Annotated in this window: 16 protein-coding genes; 4 read left to right on the top strand and 12 right to left on the bottom strand. The window is 74.5% G+C overall.

The features are described 5' to 3' along the window. The first annotated feature begins 128 nt into the window (after positions 1-128). Together ACFVVX_RS10290 and ACFVVX_RS10295 are read left to right on the top strand one after the other, a co-directional pair. Entirely contained in the window at positions 129-1,367 is a 1,239-nt protein-coding gene (locus ACFVVX_RS10290; protein ID WP_387943551.1) for a sensor histidine kinase, read from the top strand. Positions 1,368-1,589: 222 nt separating this feature from the next. Further along, a complete protein-coding gene (locus ACFVVX_RS10295) occupies positions 1,590-3,482 on the top strand; it encodes a CocE/NonD family hydrolase (protein WP_387943553.1) in 1,893 nt (630 codons plus the stop codon). A 39-nt stretch (positions 3,483-3,521) separates the two neighbouring features. On the opposite strand, the gene ACFVVX_RS10300 is transcribed toward ACFVVX_RS10295, so the two are convergent. Together ACFVVX_RS10300 and ACFVVX_RS10305 are read right to left on the bottom strand one after the other, a co-directional pair. Next, a complete protein-coding gene (locus tag ACFVVX_RS10300; RefSeq protein WP_387943555.1) occupies positions 3,522-3,956 on the bottom strand; it encodes a MerR family transcriptional regulator in 435 nt (144 codons plus the stop codon). 53 nt (positions 3,957-4,009) lie between these two features. Then, on the bottom strand, positions 4,010-5,062 hold the full coding sequence (locus ACFVVX_RS10305; protein ID WP_387943557.1) for an MDR family NADP-dependent oxidoreductase: 1,053 nt from the start codon (positions 5,060-5,062) through the stop codon (positions 4,010-4,012). Positions 5,063-5,334: 272 nt separating this feature from the next. Between ACFVVX_RS10305 and ACFVVX_RS10310 the strand changes: the two genes are divergently transcribed. Continuing rightward, positions 5,335-6,075, top strand: a complete 741-nt coding sequence (locus ACFVVX_RS10310; protein WP_387943559.1) for a PIG-L deacetylase family protein — start codon at positions 5,335-5,337, stop codon at positions 6,073-6,075. A gap of 3 nt (positions 6,076-6,078) precedes the next feature. Here the strand turns inward: ACFVVX_RS10310 and ACFVVX_RS10315 are convergent, their stop codons facing one another. The 3 genes from ACFVVX_RS10315 to ACFVVX_RS10325 form a co-directional block, all read right to left on the bottom strand. After that, complete coding sequence (locus ACFVVX_RS10315) at positions 6,079-6,798, bottom strand: DedA family protein (RefSeq protein WP_387943561.1); 720 nt, start codon at positions 6,796-6,798, stop codon at positions 6,079-6,081. Positions 6,799-6,848: 50 nt separating this feature from the next. Further along, a complete protein-coding gene (locus ACFVVX_RS10320) occupies positions 6,849-7,043 on the bottom strand; it encodes a DUF1918 domain-containing protein (protein WP_387943563.1) in 195 nt (64 codons plus the stop codon). Between the two features lie 216 nt (positions 7,044-7,259). After that, positions 7,260-7,961: a TetR/AcrR family transcriptional regulator gene (locus tag ACFVVX_RS10325; protein WP_387943565.1), complete on the bottom strand. Its 702-nt coding sequence runs from the start codon at positions 7,959-7,961 to the stop codon at positions 7,260-7,262. Between the two features lie 216 nt (positions 7,962-8,177). Between ACFVVX_RS10325 and paaI the strand changes: the two genes are divergently transcribed. Further along, positions 8,178-8,627, top strand: a complete 450-nt coding sequence (paaI, locus tag ACFVVX_RS10330) for a hydroxyphenylacetyl-CoA thioesterase PaaI (protein ID WP_387943567.1) — start codon at positions 8,178-8,180, stop codon at positions 8,625-8,627. A 62-nt stretch (positions 8,628-8,689) separates the two neighbouring features. On the opposite strand, the gene ACFVVX_RS10335 is transcribed toward paaI, so the two are convergent. From ACFVVX_RS10335 to ACFVVX_RS10365, 7 genes are all read right to left on the bottom strand, one after another. Continuing rightward, positions 8,690-9,946, bottom strand: coding sequence for a phenylacetate--CoA ligase family protein (locus ACFVVX_RS10335; RefSeq protein ID WP_387943569.1), 1,257 nt, complete (start codon positions 9,944-9,946; stop codon positions 8,690-8,692). Positions 9,947-9,960: 14 nt separating this feature from the next. After that, positions 9,961-10,833, bottom strand: a complete 873-nt coding sequence (locus ACFVVX_RS10340) for an SDR family NAD(P)-dependent oxidoreductase (RefSeq protein WP_387943571.1) — start codon at positions 10,831-10,833, stop codon at positions 9,961-9,963. Then, positions 10,830-12,182 (bottom strand): MFS transporter, encoded by a 1,353-nt coding sequence (locus ACFVVX_RS10345; RefSeq protein ID WP_387943573.1) that lies wholly within the window; start codon positions 12,180-12,182, stop codon positions 10,830-10,832. The genes ACFVVX_RS10340 and ACFVVX_RS10345 overlap by 4 nt, the downstream gene beginning before the upstream one ends. Further along, positions 12,179-13,405, bottom strand: a complete 1,227-nt coding sequence (locus tag ACFVVX_RS10350; protein ID WP_387943575.1) for an AMP-binding protein — start codon at positions 13,403-13,405, stop codon at positions 12,179-12,181. Before ACFVVX_RS10350 ends, ACFVVX_RS10345 begins: the two co-directional genes overlap by 4 nt. After that, a complete protein-coding gene (locus ACFVVX_RS10355) occupies positions 13,402-14,481 on the bottom strand; it encodes a RimK family alpha-L-glutamate ligase (protein ID WP_387943577.1) in 1,080 nt (359 codons plus the stop codon). The genes ACFVVX_RS10350 and ACFVVX_RS10355 overlap by 4 nt, the downstream gene beginning before the upstream one ends. An 85-nt stretch (positions 14,482-14,566) precedes the next feature. Beyond that, positions 14,567-15,961, bottom strand: coding sequence for a KamA family radical SAM protein (locus ACFVVX_RS10360; RefSeq protein WP_387943579.1), 1,395 nt, complete (start codon positions 15,959-15,961; stop codon positions 14,567-14,569). Positions 15,962-15,967: 6 nt separating this feature from the next. Next, entirely contained in the window at positions 15,968-17,674 is a 1,707-nt protein-coding gene (locus ACFVVX_RS10365) for a class I adenylate-forming enzyme family protein (RefSeq protein WP_387943581.1), read from the bottom strand. Positions 17,675-17,701 lie beyond the last annotated feature (27 nt).

Consider the following 17,701-nt stretch of genomic DNA (forward strand, 5'->3'; position numbering starts at 1 on the left):
TGAGGCCCTCCCCGGCCCGCGACCAGGACCCTGGTCCTGGTGCCGGGCCGGGGGGTGCGAACCGCCGCCGCGGCCGCTGTGCAACCCTGTCCCGGGGGCCGGGAGGTCGGACGCAAGGGGAAACAGACATGCTCAGGAGCCGACACGACGGGCCGGACGATGCCCGGGAGCCGCTGCGCACCGACGGCGCCGAGCCGCCGTGGGGCCTCGGCGACGCACTCGTGACCGTCGGGGCCTGCGCGATGAACCTGCTCAGCTACGTGTTCTTCGACGCACCCGGCGCCCAGCACCGGGTGAGCGTCGCCGGGTTCCTCCTCGTCGCGCTGGCGGCCGTGCCGCTGCTCGCCCGGCGGAGCCACCCGGTGGCGGCGCTCACCGCTGTCCTGGCACTCGATGTGACGGCCGCTCTGATGGTGCCGCTGCCCCGCCACTTCGGAGCCGTCCTGGTGGTCGCCCTGTACTCGGTCGCCAGGGAGTGCTCCGGTCGGGTGACGGCGGCCGCGGCCGCCGCGACGGTGTCGCTGACGCTGCTGAGCCAGGGCGACGGCCGGATTCCGACCTGGCAGGACGCCGTCGCCGCACCCCTCAGCGCCCTGATCGTCGTCGGCGCCGCGGTGGCGCTCAACCGCTGGCAGCGCGAGGTCGCGGCCAACCGCAGACTCCTTGCCGACCGTGCGGTGGCCGACGAACGCCGCCGCATCGCAAGGGAGTTGCACGACATCGTGGCCCACCACATCACCGCCATGCAGCTGATGGCCGGCGGGGCCCGGGCCAACCTCGGCGAACCGGAGGTGGTCCGGGACGCCCTGGTCGCCCTGGAGTCCTCCGGGCGGCTCGCGCTGCGCGAGATGCGCCAACTCCTCGACGTGCTGCGGGCCGGCGACGAACCGGAGGCCGAGCCGTCGCTGCCCCAGCCCGGCGCCGACGAGCTCGACCGCCTGGTGGCCGAGTCCCGCCTCGCCGGACTGCCGACCGAGTTCGCCGTCCACGGGCTGCCGCGTCCGCTGCCGCCGACCGTCGGCCTCACGGTGTTCAGGATCGCCCAGGAGGCCCTCACCAACGCCCGCAAGTACGCGGGACCCGCCCGCGTCTCGGTCCGACTGACGTACCATCAGGAGCTGGTCGCCATCGAGGTCCGGGACGACGGCGGGGGAGCGCCGCCGCAGGAGGGGGCGCCGAAGGCGGGACCGGGCGGCTACGGCCTCATCGGCATGCGCGAGCGCGTCGCCCTGCACGGCGGCACCCTCACCGTCGGCCCGCAGCCCGACGGGGGGTTCGCCGTGGTCGCCGAACTGCCAGTGCCCGCAGACGAGGCGGGCGAGGCGGCCGTGGCGGCCGTCCGGTCCGAGGGCACCGCGCGCCGGTGACGACCGGGCCCAGGGTGGCGCCGACCGCGCCGGGCCCGGCGGGGGCGTGAAGCGAGGGGCCGGGGCCGGGAGCGCGTGAGGGGTGTCGGTCGTTGTCCTGACCGAACGTCAATCCCAGTGTGAAAAAGGCGCGTTGACGGGTCACCGTCCTAAGCGCGCCGGTGCGCCGTCCGCGGGCGGAACGGGCTCGCGGCACGGTCGCCACGACCGAAGGGGACACCCGTGCCACCACCCCGCTCCCTCCGCCGGCCGCTGACCGCGCTGCTGGCCGTGCTCGCCGCACTCGCGTTCTCACTCACGCCGGCCGCCGCCGCCGACCCCGCAGGCGCCGCGGCCCGTGAACTGCCGCGCCTCCAGTCGCTGTACGTGGCGATGCCCGACGGCGTCCGGCTCGCCGTCGACGTCTGGCTGCCGCCCGGTGCCACCGCCGGACAACGGCTGCCGACCATCCTGGAGACCGAACGGTACTGGCGCTCCAGGGAGCACGCCGGCGGGCCCGAGAACGACCCGAGGGCCGGGGCCGCGGGCCGCTGGAACGCCCGCGGCTACGCCTACGTCCTGGCCGATCTGCGCGGCACCGGCGCCTCGTTCGGCACGCTCGACGCCGAACTCGGCAGCACCCTGATCGCCGACAGCGGCTCGCTCGCCGACTGGATCGCCGCCCGGCCCTGGTCCAACGGCCGGGTCGGGACGACCGGCGTCTCCTACGGAGGCGACACCGCGCTGCTCGCCCTCGGCCTGCGCAACCACCACATCACCGCCGCCGCGCCGAACTCCTACGACTTCGACCCCTACGAGGACCTGATCCGCCCCGGTGGGCTGCTGATCGAACCGCGGGTCGCCGTCTACGGCGCGCTGCTGCGGATCCTCGACCAGGCCGGCGGCACCACCTGCGAGACCAGCGACGAGACCCGGCGGCTCTGCGGCGAGTACGGGCTGACCGGTGCCGCGCCGAAGCCCGTCGACGGTCCGGACGGGCCCGCGCTGCGCGCGGCCGCGCGCGCCGAGCACAACGGGAACGCCAACCTGGTCGACCTCGCCCGCAACGGCGCGCACCGCGACTACACCGACGGCCCGGAGGGCTGGGCGGTCACCAGCGTGGCGGAGCGCAGCCGCGCCATCAGGGCGGGCGGCATTCCGATCCTCACCGACGCCGGCTGGCTGGACGCCGGCACCCCGAACGGCGTGCTGTCCCAGTTCACCGGCCTGTCGAACACCCAGGAGAGCTGGATCGGCCCCTGGAACCACGGCCAGGGATACCTCGCCGACCCGTTCCAGCCCAGCCGGCCGCTCACCGGCGACGAGCGCCGGCAGATCGGCGACCGCACGTTCGCGTTCTTCGACCGCTACGTCAGGGACGGCGAACTCCCCGACGGCAGCCGCCTCGTGCACTACTACACCCTCAACGAGGGCACCTGGCGCACCACCGACCGCTGGCCGGTCCCCGGGACGAGGAACCAGCGGCTCTACCTCGCCGACGGGAACACCCTCAGCCGGCAGCGGCCGACCCCGGCGCCCGGCCGTCCCGCCACCGACCCGCTGACCCTCGACCCCACCGCCGGCACCGGCCCGCTGGACCGCTGGAACACCAACCTCAGCGGCGACCCGGTCAGTTACCCCGACCGGGCCGCCGTCGACCGCGGGCTGCTCAGCTACACCAGCCCGCCCGTCCACCAGGACACCAGGGTGACCGGCCTCGGCCGGGTGAGCCTCGACGTGACGGGCGTCAGCGGCGCCGCCGACGGCGCGCTGCACGTCTACCTGGAGGACGTCGCCCCGGACGGCCGCGTCACCTACATCACCGAGGGCCAACTCGCCCTCGCCGACCGGGCGGTGGCCTCCCGGTGGACCAACCCCGACTGGCGCCGGCTGCGCACCCCGCGCACCTACGCGGCCGCCGACGCCGCACCGTTCCCCCAGGGCACGCCCCAGCAGGTGACGCTGGACCTCCAGCCGACCTCGGTCCTCTTCAGGGCGGGCGACCGGATCCGGCTCACCGTCGCGGCCGCCAACCCCGACTCCTTCCAGCTCCTGCCCGCCGACGGCAGGGCCGAGTACACCATCGGCCGCGGCGCCGTACGCCCCTCCTACGTCGACCTCCCGGTGGTCGGCTGAAAACCCCGGCCGGGCGGTCCGCGGCCCCGGGGTCCGTCTTCACGCTCCCGCCTGCTCGCCGACGCCCGGGCCCCCGCCCACGCCGGGGCCCGGGCCGGCGCCGCCGGACGACGCGTGGCGGGCGAGGCGGTCGCGCAGACCGGTCAGCCGGGCGATCTCGGCGTCCAGCTCGGCCAGCCGGTGCTCGACCACCGGGGCGAAGGTCTCCGGCCCCGCCTCACCGGTGGAGGCGCAGCTGCGCGGCGGGTCCTCGGCGAGCAGGTCGAGCCGGTGGGCCCGGCTGCGCAGGTCCTCGACGGTCAGGCCGAGCGCCAGCAGCTGCCGGATCGTGCGGACCCGCGCCACCTCGGCCGGACCGTACTCACGCTGGCCCGAGGCCGTGCGGACCGGCGGCGGCAGCAGGCCGCGCTGCTCGTAGAAGCGCAGCGCCCGGGGCGTGGTGCCCGCCGCTGCCGCCGCGTCGCCGATCCGCATCCGTCCTCCCGTTGCCGACCAGGTCCTGTCCGGCAGGATCGGCCGGACAGGACCTACACCTCGACGATGGTGGCCCCGAAGGTGTGGCCGCCGATCAACCGGGGCAACGCCTGCGGGGCGCGATCGATGCCCGACACGGCCGTCCAGGGGAACGTCAGCTCGCCGGACCGCAGCCAGGCGCCGAACCGCGGCCGCCACTCGGCCTCCAGACCGGGGTGGTCCGCGCCGCGGAAGCCGCGCACTGTGACGCCCTGGTTGAGCAGCCGGAAGGTGTCGACCACGGCCGGGGAGCTGCCGCCGAGCCGGTCCGGTGCCAGCTGCCCGGAGAGCGCCCCGACCAGCGAGAACCGCGCGCCGGGCCGGGCCGCGTCGACGGCGGCGGTCAGCTGCTCCCCGCCGACGGTGTCCAGCAGGACGTCGATGCCGTCGGGCGCCGCCCCGGCCAGCTGCTCGGCGATCGGTCCGGCCCCGCGCACCAGCACGGCGTCGTACCCGAGCTCCTTCACCAGCCGCTCCGCCTTCGCGGGCGAGCCGGTGGTGCCGATCACCTTCGACGCCCCCAGCAGCCGGGCGACCTGCCCGGCCACCGTGCCGACCGCGCCCGCCGCGCCGGTGACCAGCACGACGTCCCCCGCGCGGACCTCGGCGGTGCGGGTCAGCCCGCCGTACCCGGCGGAGGCGGGGGAGAGGTAGGCCACCGGGTCGGGCAGCGTGTCGTCGACCGCGGTGAAGTGGTCGGCGTCGGCCAGCGCGTAGTCCCGCCAGCCGTGCAGGTGGGTGACCAGGTCGCCCGGGCGCAGCGGGCCGCCCGCCGGTGCGGCCACCACCTCGCCGAGCGCGGGGCCGAACAGCGCCTGGCCCCGGCCGATCAGCGGCAGCGGGAGGTCGCCCAGCTCGCCGCCGATCAGGGTGCGCAGGCCGGGGAAGACCAGGAAGTACCGGTTGCGCACCAGCACCTGGCCCGGGCCGGGCGCCGGGAGCGGGGTCTCGACCAGCGCGAAGTGCGCGGGGGCGGGCAGCCCGTCGGGGACGGCGGTCAGCCGTACCTCCCGGGCGGTCTCGGGCAGGACGGTGGGGTGCAGGGCGGACGGACGGGTGCGGGGCATGGCAGCGCTCCTGGGCGGACCGGGCAGCGGCGGTCCCGCTGCGGGTGCCGGGACGCTAACCCCTGACCCGCGCGTCAGGGTCAAGGCGGCGGTCCGGAGCGGTGTCTGACGGCCGGTCGGCGCGGTGATCTCCTAGAGTCGCCTGCGGTGCGACGACAGGAACGTACGACCGAACCACCGCACAGCACGGACAGCACGGACAACACGGACTCACCACACAAGCACCGCACACGGGCACAGCACGTAGGCACAGCACGAGAGGCAGCAGAACCATGAGCGAGCAGGCACCCGAGCCGTTCGAGCCGGTCAACGAGGACTGGCAGACCGCACTGGCGGTCGTCGCCCACCCCGACGACATGGAGTACGGCGGGGCCGCCGCGGTGGCCCGCTGGACGGCCCAGGGCAAGAAGGTCGTCTATCTGATGGTCACCAGCGGCGAGGCCGGGATCGACTCGATGAGCCCCGAGGAGTGCGGTCCGCTGCGCGAGGCCGAGCAGATCGCCTCCGCCGCCGTGGTCGGCGTGGACACCGTCGAGTTCCTCGGCCACCCGGACGGCGTGCTGGAGTACGGCCTGCCGCTGCGCCGGGACATCGCCCGGGCGGTCCGCCGACACCGCCCGGACATCGTCATCACCAGCAACTTCCGCGAGACGTACGGCGGGACGTTCCTCAACCAGGCGGACCACATCGCGGTCGGCCGCGCCACCCTGGACGCCGTCCGGGACGCGGGCAACCGCTGGGTGTTCCGCGAGCTGACGGCCGAGGGCCACGAGCCGTGGAACGGCGTACAGGAGGTCTGGGCGGTCGCCTCGCCGGAGTCCCGGCACGCGGTGGACACCACCGAGCACTTCGACAAGGGCGTCGCCTCGCTGGAGGAGCACCGGGCCTACCTGGCCGGGCTCGGCGGGGCGATGGCCGACGCCCGGGAGTTCCTGGAGGGCTTCGGCCGGGGCGCCGGCAGCCGGCTCGGGGTGCGTTTCGCCGTGCCGTTCGAGGTGTTCCCCCTGCACTGATCCCTAGCCGCGCCCGGCGCCGTCGCGGCGGCGCCGGTGGCGCAGCAGCTGGCGTCCGGCCAGCGCCGCACAGAGCGCACCGAGCCCGATCAGCAGCCACAGCTGGTAGCGGATCGCGGTCCGGTACACCGTGCCGATGTTGGCGCCGGCCAGGTAGCCGAAGGTCGACCAGACACCGACCCACAGGGCGGCGCCGAGCAGGTTGAACGGCTGGAAGCGGCGCCAGGGCATCTCGGTGGTGCCGGCGATGATGCCGTTGGTCTGGCGCAGGCCGTCCACGAAGCGGGCGACGGTGACGACCTTGCCCCCGTGCCGGGCGAAGAAGCCGTCCGCGCGCTCCATCCGGGCCGGGGTGAGCAGCACGTAGCGGCCCCAGCGGTGCACGAAGGCACGGCCGCCGGTACTGCCGATCAGGTAGCCGAGGCTGTTGCCGACGACGGCCGCGCCGAAGGCGATCGCCACCACGGCGGCGAGGCTCAGGTGCCCGGTGCCGGCGTAGACGGCGGCGAGCACCAGCATGGTCTGGCCGGGCGCGGGGATCCCGCAGTTGTCGAGCAGTACGAACAGCGCCAGGGCCGGGTAGCCGTAGTGGTCCAGCAGTGGCGCGAGCGCGGCGAGCGCGCCGGGGAGCGGAGTGCCGGGGGAGGAGGCGGCGGCGGAAACGGGAGAAACGGCGGAGACGGCGGAAGCGGCGGGAACGGAGGGGGCGAAGGGCGCGGACAACGCGACTCACCGCCGCGCGCGGGTCGGGCGCGGGGCGGCGGGTACGCGGGTCAGTGGGTCTTCTCGACGGGTTCGACGACGCAGTCGGGGCCCGGGTAGATCAGGCCCTCGTGGCCGTCCTCGAAGCGGACCATGTACGGCGGCTCGCCGGCGGCGCCGCGGACCTCGATGATCTCGCCCTTCTGGTCGACCATGCCCACCGACCTGCTGTGGATGTGGAGCTGGTCACCTACCGCTGCGTGCATGGGCTGCTCCTCCGGTAGTGGCGGCTTCGGTGGCTGCTGTGCTGCGCGCACTCTGTGCTGCGTGCGCTGTGCTGCGTGCACGGTGAAACGTGCACTGTGCTGCTTCCACTGTGCTGCGGCCGGGGCGGGCTCGCAACGGCTCACCGCCGTCCCCGCCGCGCCGACGTCGCCGTCCGCACCCCGTTCCCGTCCCGTTCCCGTCTGTTCCCGTCCCCGTCAGCGCGGCGCGAGCGGTCCTCCGGCCGGTCCGGTGAGCTGGTCGGCGAGGTAGCAGCGGACGAGGCGCTTGCACTCGGCGATCAGCGCCGGGTCGCCGTCCGGGTCGCTGCGGAAGGCGAGCTTGAGGACGGCGTCCGCCGCCTCCAGGGCGACCCGCAGCCGCAGCGTGAGCGCCGCCGGGTCGGCCCCCGCGAAGGCCTCGCCGCCGAGGGCCTGCAGGCGCAGGGCGACGGCGGTGTTGTTGTCCAGGTCGGTGTCCAGCAGGTGCCGGTCGTCCCGGACCCCGGCGGGCACGAGCGCACCCGACAGACCGAAGTCCACCTGGCCGAACCCGGGGACGGCCCGCTTCATCGCGACGAACTCGTCCACCGCGAGGTCGGTGAACCCGGCCGGCCCGACCGGCGCCTCGGCGAACAGCCGGCGGTCCAGCCGCTGGAGGTAGTGCTCCAGGTTGCGGACGGCCAGCGCGGCCAGCAGGTCCTCCTTGCCGGAGAAGAACTGGTAGAGCGTGCCGATCGGCACCTGGGCGCGGTGCGCGACCTCCTTGGTGGTGAGCGCACCGGCCCCGACCGCGTCGAGGAGCCCCGCGCAGGCGTCCAGGATCCGCTCGCAGCGTTCCTGGCTGCGCTGCTGGACCGGCCGCCGCCGGGCCGCGCCCGGCCGCCCGACCGCCTGGTGACTCCTCGTGTCCGCGCTCATGGGGCCACTGTGCCGCATCCGGTGTTCCACCGGCGAATCATCCGGGTGAACACTCCCACCGGAGGCCGCGGGCCCCGGCAGGCCGGCCGCGCGCCCCGCGCCGTGCCGGGACAGGGCGCCCGGGCGGCCGTTGACAGGCGGCGGGGCGGGTCGGTGTAATCCGGGGGCGATTCCGGCCGGCCACGGGGGCCGAGCCCCGAGGGAAGGCAGGGCGGCATGGGTTCCGATGTCGGGTCGACCGGAGAGGGGAGCGGCGAGGGGAGCGGCGCGATCGCCGAGCTCTACGAGCGCGACCACACCTGCCGCACGCTGGGGATCGCCCTGGAGGAGGTGGCCCCCGGGCGGGCGCGGATGCGGATGCGGGTCGCCGGGACGATGGTGAACGGCTTCGGGATCGCCCACGGCGGCTACCTGTTCCTGCTGGCCGACGCGGCCTTCTCGTACGCCTGCAACAGCCACGGCCCGGTGACCGTCGCGCAGGCCGCCCAGGTCACCTTCCTGTCGCCGGCGGCGGTCGGCGACGAACTGGTGGCCGAGGCGCAGGAGCGGTCGCGCTCCGGCCGTACCGGGATCTACGACGTGACGGTCCGCCAGGCGGGCGGAAAGGTCGTGGCGGAGTTCCGCGGGCAGAGCGTGATGCTGCCGGGCCGGCCGTTCGGCGACTGACCGCGGCGCAGGGCCGCCGCGCGGGGCCGCGGCGCCTCAGCCCCGCGGCCCCGGCGCGGCGGTCAGGCCGGCGGGCGCTCGTCCAAGACCTGCTGGAGCTTGCCGGTCCGGGGGTTGGTGACCAGCTCGGAGCGCGGCACCCACTCGACGGCGAGGTGGTGGACGGCGCCGGCCGCCACCTCGGCCGGGTAGAGCGGGCGCGCCGCGTAGACCGCCTCGACGAGGCGCCCGCTCAGCTCCTCGGGAGGCTGCTCGGTGCAGCCCAGGCGCAGGATGAGGCCGTCCCGTCCGTCCCAACGCCGCTGCACCAGCTGCATCCCGGAGATGTACCGGTCGGGGTCGGCGGCGATCAGCACGGCCCGGATCTCCTCGGTCGGCATCGCGACCGTCCCCACCCGGGCGCCCTCGACGGACCGGCCGACCAGGCGGAACCGGCCGCGCGCGGGGTCGACCCACTCGGCGCGGTCGCCGGTCGGGTACCGCAGGATCGGCATCAGGGTGCGGAAGAGGTTGGTGACCACGACCCGGCCGGGCACGCCGACGGCGGTGATCGGCTCGCCGGTCACGTCGTCGACGAGCTCCACCACCGTGCGGTGGGGGAAGGCCTCGTGGACGCGGACGTCGTCGCCCGGGACGGGGGCGCCGACCAGCCCGGCGTCGACCGAGGCGTAGCCGAGCGAGGACACGGCCGCCTTGGGGAAGGCCCGGGTGAGGATCGGCCGCAGGTCGGCGAAGAGCAGGTCGCCGCCGAAGAGCAGCAGCTCGACCGAGTCGGCGCTCTCGCCGCGCTTGACCAGGCACTCGGCGACCGAGCTGAGCTTCATCGGCTCGCCGGCCAGGACGTGCACCCCGAACCCGGCGATCAGGTCGGCCACGTAGTCGTCGGGCGCGGTGCCGCCGACCGGCAGCCGGACGTTCTCCACCGGCGCGTGGTGCAGGGCGTTCTCGATGTAGAGGAAGCCGCCGTAGAGCTCGCCGGCGCAGAACAGGTTGGCCACCCGGTGGCCCGGCCGGAGTCCGGCCTGCACCATGCCCGCACCGAAGGCGCTCACCGAGTCGGCGTGCTCGGTGCGCGTCCAGGGGGAGAACTTGGGGACGCCGGTGGTGCCGCCGGTCTTGTAGACGCCCGCGTCGCTCAGCGGTCCGGTGAGCAGGCGGTTGTCCGGCCAGGTGTTGGCGGCCCAGAAGGCGTTCTGGTCGATCAGGGGCAGTTCGGTGAGGTGCGAGATCGTCCGCGGCACGTCGCGGTACGCCTCCGCGTAGAAGGGGGAGTTGGTCCGGGCGAAGTCGACCAGGTCCTGTAGCGGTTTCGCGGGCACTGCTTCTCCTGCCTCTATCGGGGGTCCGGTCGTCCGATCCAGGTGCGGGCGAGCCGTTGCACGCTCGCGCCGTCCCGGTCGGTCAGTTTCTGGTCCAGGTACGCGGCGGCCCAGGCGCCGGTGGGGACGCGGAAGGGCGGCCGGTCGGCGCGCAGGGTGTCCACCACCACCGCGGCGACCTCCCGGGCCGACTGGCCCGCGGCCTCCCAGCCCTGGCCGCCGACCCAGTCGAGGTAGTCGCCGAAGGTCTGCGCGTAGGGGCCGGAGGCGGCCCGGATGGTGGTGCGGTCGATGTCGGGGAAGACCCCGAAGTCGGTGTCCGGCACGAAGCCGGGCACCACGACCGACACCCGGACACCGTGCGCGCCGGCGACCGGGGCGAGGCTCTCCATGAATCCCTCGACGGCGAACTTGGCCGCGCAGTAGGCCTCGTTGAAGGGCTGGCCGACGAGGCCGTGCACGCTGCCGATGGTGACCAGCCGGCCGCGGGCGGCGCGCAGCAGCGGCATGGCGGCCCGGCTGACCGCGATCACGCCGAAGAAGTTCACCTCCAGGTTGGCCCGCAGCGCCTGCGTCGTCGACATCTCCAGCGTGGGGTCGAAGTTGGAGACGCCGGCGTTGTTGACCACCGCGTCCAGCCGCCCGTACGCCTGCTGCACGCCGTCCAGGCAGGCCGTGACGGAGGATTCGTCGGTGACGTCGAGGCGGTGGACGTCCACGGTGGTGCCCGCCCGGTGGGCCGCGTCGAGGAGCGGTCCGGCCCGGCCGGGCTCGCGCATCGTCGCCACCACGGTGAACCCGGCCCGGGCGGCCTCGACCGCGGTGGCCAGGCCGATGCCCGAGGACGTCCCGGTGATCAGGAGCACCGGGCGCTCCGCCGCGGTCACGGCGCGCTCTCCGCGAGCGCGGAGCCGTCGGTCGCGGAGCCGTCGGTCGCGGAGCCGGCGGTACCGGCACCCTCGGTCGCCGGAGCGTCCGCCGCCCGCGACCCTGCCGCGCGGGCGGCGGCGTCCAGCAGCGGCTGGATCCCCAGGGCCGGGACGAAGGAGAGCGCCGCCAGCAGCGTCCCGCCGGCCATCACCGCCCGGGCGGCGTCGAGGATGCCCAGCGGCCCGGTGAGCAGCGAGACGGCCACGCCGCCGACCAGCGCGGCGAGCGGGATCACCCCCCAGGTGACGGTGCGGAAGGCCGCGTGCATCACACCCTGGTGCTGCGCCGACATCCGGGACTGCCGGGTGGGCGCGCTGCACACGTTGATGCACGACATGAAGAAGCCGTAGCAGCCCATGGTCACCGCGATCACCGGCCCGGCCGGCAGCGCGGGTGCGGCGAGCACGCCGAGCCCGACCAGGCAGTGCAGCAGCAGCGCCCAGGCCAGCGTCCGTCCCAGTCCGAGCCGTTCGCTGATCCGCGGCGCGACCACGGCGCCGATCAGCGCGCCCACCGCCGCGACCGACATCGCCGCGCCGAACACGCCGACCGAGACGCCGAGCCCGCGGTAGGCGAGCACCGGCAGCACGGTGACGAAGACCGGGCCGCCGCAGTTGAGCGTCACCGCCGCGACGACCACCCGCCGGAGCACCGGGTCGGCCCAGTTCAGCCGGAACCCGGCGGTCAGCCGCTCCCCGACCGAGCCGGGGACCACCGTCCGCTCGCCCCAGGGTGGCATGAAGCGGAAGCAGACCGCCGAGACCAGGTAGCTGGCCGCGTCCACCAGCAGGGCGGCCACGCCGAGCGCGCTGTAGAGGCCGGCCGCGATGGACGGCCCGGCCACCTCGGCGACCGAGCCGCTGCCCTCCAGCCGGGAGTAGGCGCGGACCAGGTCCTTCTCCGGGACGACGGCGGGGACGGCGACCAGGTACCCGACGTTGAAGAAGATCGTCGCGCCGCTGATCACCGCGACACAGGCGAACAGCAGCGGGGTGGAGAGGAAGTCCTGCCAGTAGGCGAGCGGGATGACCGCCACCGCCGCCAGCCGGACCAGGTCGCAAACCAGCATCGTCCACCGCTTGTCCCAGCGGTCCACCAGCACCCCGGCGACCGGCCCGAGCAGCGGGATGCCCAGGTACTGGGCCATGGCGACCACGCCGACCTGGAGCGCCGAGGCGTGCAGGGCGAAGATCATCAGGGTCGGTACGACGAACAGGGTGACCCGGTCGCCCACCGTGCTGACGGTCTGTCCGGCCCAGAACAGGTCGAAGCCGCGCCCGAGCGGGGCCGGCCGGCGCGGCTTCACGCCTCCTCCCGGACCACGAAGGCGGCGGTCTTGCCGGTGCGGTCGTTGCTGACCAGCTCGTCCACCGTGCGGACCCGGAAGGACTCCGGGTCGTGCTGGAAGGCGGTGCTCAGCGTGAAGGTCGCGGAGAGCAGCTCCTTGCGCAGCCGCCCGGTGTCCGGTCGCGCGCCCGGATCGGTCAGCAGCAGCACGTCCACGCCGGTGGCCCGGCCGCCCCGCTCGGTGATCAGGACCTGGGCCCTGGCCACCCCGGGCTCCTGTTCCACCCGTACGACGACCTCGTCCACGTGCAGCCCCAGACCGCGCAGCTGCACCACGGCGTCGCGGCGGCCCAGCACCCGCATGGCCCGGCCCGGCCGGCCGCACGGGCAGGCGGTGAGCTCCCCGGCGTCGCCGGTGCGGTAGCGCAGCACCGGGTTGAGCATCTCCGGGTCGAGCGTGGTGAAGTCCAGCAGGCCGTCCGGGCCGACGTGCACCAGCTGTTCGGGGAGGGTGTGGAAGGTGTCCGCCGGGCAGTCCGGGGTGTTGGTGCCGACCACCCACGTCTCGGTGCTGCCGAACATGCCCCAGCGCCGCGCGTCCGGTGCGACCGCGGCCATGTCCTCCTCCAGCTGGGGCTGCCAGGCCTCGCCGAGCCAGAGCACCTTGCGCAGCGCCGGCAGCCGTACCCCGGCGGCCCTGGCGTTCGCGAACCAGAGCCGCAGCACGCTGGGCGTCCCGCCGATCGCGGTGACCCCGCGGGCGGCGAAGAACGCCAGCCAGTCGGCGTACTCGTCCCGGGTGACCGAGCCCAGCGCGATGATCCGGCAGCCGCACAGGTCGGCCAGGGCCGCGGCGAGGAAGTGCGCGCCCCACATCCGGCCGGCGCCCCAGGCGTTGACGAAGACGTCGTCGCGGTCCAGCGGCCGCCAGTGCGCGTACACGCCCGCCATGTAGAAGCCGGTCGGCGCGTAGCCGACCTTCGGCGCGCCGGTGCTGCCGCCGCTCTGGAACAGCCAGGTGGCGGCCTGTCCGGCCTGCGGTTCCAGGTGGGCCAGCGCCACGTTGAGGTCGTCCTTCACCAGCGGAGGCAGCGCGGCCAGGCCCTCCAGGGTGGCCGGTCCGTCGTGCCCGGCGTAGCGCGGTGCCAGCCCGGGGACGGTCCGCAGCCGTTCCAGCGAGCGCCGGGCGACGTGCAGGTGCGGCTCGGCCGCGTCCGGGGGCAGCGAGAACACGTCCGTCATCGGGGGTCCGTTCCTGGGGTGGTGGCGAGCGCGGAGGTGTAGGGGCGGCCCGCGGCGGCGAACGGGTCGGCCGGTCGGGCCCCGTCGGCGAGCCACTTGGCGTGGCCGTCGCGGTAGGCGGTGAAGCGGGCGCGGGTGACGTCCCGCTGGAGGGTGCGGTGCGGGTCGTCGAAGTCCGGGGCGATCACCCCGTCCGGTTCGAGTTCGGAGAACCAGTACCGCTCCCCGTCGAAGAGGAAGTCGACGCAGAAGAACGGGATCGGTAGCCGTTCGGCGAAGTAGGCCGTCGCGGCGGCGAGTTCGGGCGGCACCGGGGGGAACTCCATGCTGCCGCCGCGGCTGGCGTTGGCCACCGGGGAGCCCGGCTCCGGGGTCCGCTTCATCACCGCGTAGGGCTCGCCGTCGACCACGTACACCCGGTAGTCCACCGTGCCGTCGCCGAGGTACGGCTGGACCACCAGCGTGGTGTCGCCGCCCTGGGCCAGGCTGGCCAGCCCGCGCACGTCCTCGGGGCCGCGGGCCAGGTTGATCCCGCCGCCGCCGCACCAGCCGGAGGGCTTGACGATCGCCGGGTAGGTCATGCCCCCGAGGGCCACCTCGTACTGGTGCTTGCTGATGTCCCGTCCGGTGCCGATCCGCACCGAGGGGATCGGCCGCACCGGGGAGTCCTCCAGGTAGAGCAGCGTGGCCAGCTTGTCGTTGCCCAGCAGCGACACCTGCGGGGGGAACGGCAGGTAGAAGCCCGCCTGCTCCAGCACCGCGTACAGCGCGTACTGGTTGAAGACGTCCATCGACTGGTACGGCAGCGAGTAGAGCGCGGTGATGAAGAGGGTGTCCTGCGGGGTGACGAGCTCCTCGTCGACGTAGACCCGCGGCCGGCCGCGGACGGTGGCGTCCACGGTCACCGCTTCGGGCGCGTGCCTGGTCCAGCTCATCCCGAGCTCGGCGGCGGCCTCCGCGTACAACTCCCAGAAGAAGTGCTGCCACGTCGCCGTCATCCGGGTGGACTCCCGGTCGGGGAAGATCCAGCACATCCGGCGCAGCGGGCCGGTGTCGTTCGCGGGGGTGGGGTTCACCACTGCTCCTTTCCGAGGCCTTCCCGGTCCGTCCGGGGCCTGTGCGAGGTCGTGGGCCTGTGCGAGGTCGTGGGCCTGTGCGGGGTCATGGGCACTGCCCGGCGAAGCGCTCGGACCACCGCCGGCGGCCGGGCTCGGGCAGGGTGTCCACCGGGTCGTAGTAGGGGTGGCGCCGGTTGAGCACGGCATCGAGGTCGCCGCCCTGCGCCTCCCGCGCCTCCAGGCCGGTGCGGTAGTTCTTCGTCCAGTACGAGATGCCGAGTTCGCGGTCGTAGGCCACCGCCTGGTGCACCCAGCGCTTGCCGAGGTCCGGGACGTCGCAGACGATCCGCGGGGTGGCGTAGCCCGGCAGGTAGCCCATGATCGCCTCCTGGAGCCGCTGCGCCTCGTGGACCGGGGTCCGCCAGTGCTCGGCGTTCGGGATCATGTCGCAGAGGTAGAAGTAGTACGGCAGGACGTTCGCCTCGCCCTGGAGCGCGAAGCACAGGTCGAGCAGGTCCTCCGGGGTGTCGTTGACGCCGCGCATCAGCACGCCCTGGTTGCGGACGTCGCGCACACCCGCGTCCAGCAGCGCCCGGGCCGCCTCGGCGACCAGCGGCGTCACCGAGCGCACGTGGTTGGCGTGGGTGTGCACGGCCAGGTTGACCGAGCGGCGGGCCGCGACCGCGGCCACCCTGGCCACCCCCTCGACCACCCGCGGTTGCAGCCAGTGCTGCGGGAGGCCCACCACCGCCTTGCTGGCGAGGCGGATGTCGCGCACCGACTCCAGCTCCAGCAGCCGCAGCAGGAAGGCCTCCAGCCGGGGCCATGGCACGTTGGCCAGGTCGCCGCCGGAGAGCACCACGTCGCGCACAGCGGGGCTGCGCTTGAGGTAGTCGAGGATCTGCTCCTGCCGGTCCGCCGGCCGCAGGGTCAGCCTGGCCTTGGCCACCTGGGGGGTGGAGTTGCCGACCAGGTCCATCCGGGTGCAGTGCCCGCAGTACTGCGGGCAGGTGGAGGTCAGCTCGGCCAGCACCTTGCCGGGGTAGCGGTGGGTCAGACCCTCCACCACCCACATCTGCGCCTCGTGCAGCGAGTCGCGCTCGGCGTACGGGTGGCTCGGCCACCGCGGGTGCCGCTCCGAGCGGACCGGCAGCATGTAGCGCCGGACCGGGTCGGCCAGGAACGCGTCGGTGAACCCCTCCGGATCGGTCGGGCCGTGCGGCGCCATGGTGTTGAGCATCTGCGGCGGCAGCAGCATCGACATCGTGGCGAACTCGGCCTGGTCGGCGGCGAGGTCCGCGTAGAACCGGTCGGTGAGCAGGCCGCCGACGACCTCGCGCAGCTGGCGGAGGTCCTTGACGCAGTGCGCCCGCTGCCACCGGGCGTCCCGCCACTCGGCCGCGGTGACATCGCGCCAGCCCGGCAGCCGGCGCCAGTCCGGCTCGGTGAGGGGAGTGCGCACGTACTGGTACGGCTGCCGGATCGCGTGGTGTTCCATCGGGTGCTACTGGCCGGTGAAGAGGGTGGCGAAGCGGGTGCGCAGCTCGCGCTTGAGGACCTTGCCGGTGGGCCCGAGCGGGAAGTCCTCGGGGGTCCGGGCGATGCGGACCGCGGCGAGCGCGGCCAGGCCGGCCTGGGCCAGGGCCTTGTTGGCGGCCTCCTGGACCTCCTCGGCGCTGCTCGCCGCCGCCTCGGACTGGAGGCGGACCACGGCGATCGGCCGCTGGCCCCCGCCGGGGCCGCCGGGCACGCCGACCACCGAGCAGTCCTGCACCAGGTCGGCGCAGTCGGCCAGCAGCACCTCCTCGACCGGGAGGCTGTAGACCGGGCCGGCGGTGGTGTCGATGACGTCCACGGTGCGGTCGAGGTGGTGGAACCGGCCCTCGGCGTCGCGGCGGGCCACGTCGCCGGTGAGCCAGTAGCCGGCCAGTTCGAAGCTCGCGGTGAGCCGGGCGTTGTTCCAGTAGCCGGGGGTGCGCGACGGGGTGACCACGCCGAGCATCCCGACCGTGCCGTCCGGCACCTCCACGCCCTGCTCGTCCAACACCGCCGCCTTGAGCACCACCTCCAGGGGCTTGCCGACGCAGCGGTCGTCGCGCGGGGTCTCCGGCGTGGTCACCTGGCCGAACAGCGCCATGCCCATCTCGGACGAGCCCAGCCCGTCGATGAACTGCGAACCGGGGAGCGCGGGTTGCCCGGCCTTCTCGCTCGGCAGCAGCCACGGCCGGATCAGGCCGGCCGGGCGCTCGCCGAGCTGCACCAGCCGCCGGATGTGGCCGTAGTGGGCGCTGTCCCCGGTGTTGAACCAGGAGTGCACCCGGGCCGCGCCCCTGACCGGGAGCTCCCCGGTGGCCAACTCGACGAAGGTGCGCGGGAAGGAGGCGACCATGGTCGGCTGGAAGGCCTCCATCACCGGCTCCACCACCGTGCGCCGCCAGTCGGCCATCACCACGGTCGGCAGACCGAGCAGCGTGGCGGTGAGGAAGTAGCTGAGCCCGCCGGCGTGGGTGTGCGGCATCAGCGACATCAGCCGGTCCGAGGGCTCGGCGGGGAAGCGCACCATCCGGGGCTGCTTGCCGTCCCAGAACTGGCGGTGCGCCAGCATGGTGGACTTCGGGGTGCCGGTGGTGCCGGAGGAGTGGATCAGCGCGACCACGTCCTCGGCGGCGTGCCGGTACGGGTAGTCCTCCGGGAGTCCGGCCGCGTCGGCGTCGAAGGCCTGGACCTCGGCGGCCAGGGCGATGAAGCCGGGGCGGCGCTGCGGGTCCTCCCGGTAGGCGGCGGCCAGCCGGGTCGGGTCGTCCGCGACGACGCCGACCACCCCGACATGGTTGAGGTAGCGGACCATGACGTCGTGCCGCATGGCGTCGTTGACCAGGGCCGGGACGGCGCCCAGCGCGGTGAGCGCGAGGAAGTGCAGCAGCGGCTCCAGGCCCTCGGCGACCACCACGCCGACCGGGTCGCCGGGGCGGACGCCGTTGGCCCGGTACCACTTGGCGTAGCGGTCGCGCAGGGCCGCGAGGTCCAGCAGGCTGTGCCCGCGCAGTACGACGGCGCCGCGGTGGTCCGTGTGGTGGGTGTGGGCGAAGGGCACGGCGCGGTTCGGGTTGACCGCGATGGCCCGGTCCAGGAAGTTGCCGGCGCCGAGGGTGGGATCGGTCATCAGCTGTTCTCTGGCGGCGAGGGGGGCGATGGACGTCTGGTCGCTCATGGCGGTCTCCCAGGGAAGGCGGCCCGG

This window comes from Kitasatospora sp. NPDC058170, from assembly GCF_042883905.1.
Lineage (GTDB): Bacteria > Actinomycetota > Actinomycetes > Streptomycetales > Streptomycetaceae > Kitasatospora.

Coding starts and splice junctions, on each gene's coding strand:
- ACFVVX_RS10290 (WP_387943551.1), top strand. CDS start 129: ATGCTCAGGAGCCGACACGACGGGCCGGACGATGCCCGGGAGCCGCTG.
- ACFVVX_RS10300 (WP_387943555.1), bottom strand. CDS start 3,956: ATGCGGATCGGCGACGCGGCGGCAGCGGCGGGCACCACGCCCCGGGCG.
- ACFVVX_RS10350 (WP_387943575.1), bottom strand. CDS start 13,405: ATGACGGACGTGTTCTCGCTGCCCCCGGACGCGGCCGAGCCGCACCTG.
- paaI (WP_387943567.1), top strand. CDS start 8,178: ATGGGTTCCGATGTCGGGTCGACCGGAGAGGGGAGCGGCGAGGGGAGC.
- ACFVVX_RS10305 (WP_387943557.1), bottom strand. CDS start 5,062: ATGCCCCGCACCCGTCCGTCCGCCCTGCACCCCACCGTCCTGCCCGAG.
- ACFVVX_RS10320 (WP_387943563.1), bottom strand. CDS start 7,043: ATGCACGCAGCGGTAGGTGACCAGCTCCACATCCACAGCAGGTCGGTG.
- ACFVVX_RS10310 (WP_387943559.1), top strand. CDS start 5,335: ATGAGCGAGCAGGCACCCGAGCCGTTCGAGCCGGTCAACGAGGACTGG.
- ACFVVX_RS10325 (WP_387943565.1), bottom strand. CDS start 7,961: ATGAGCGCGGACACGAGGAGTCACCAGGCGGTCGGGCGGCCGGGCGCG.
- ACFVVX_RS10360 (WP_387943579.1), bottom strand. CDS start 15,961: ATGGAACACCACGCGATCCGGCAGCCGTACCAGTACGTGCGCACTCCC.
- ACFVVX_RS10365 (WP_387943581.1), bottom strand. CDS start 17,674: ATGAGCGACCAGACGTCCATCGCCCCCCTCGCCGCCAGAGAACAGCTG.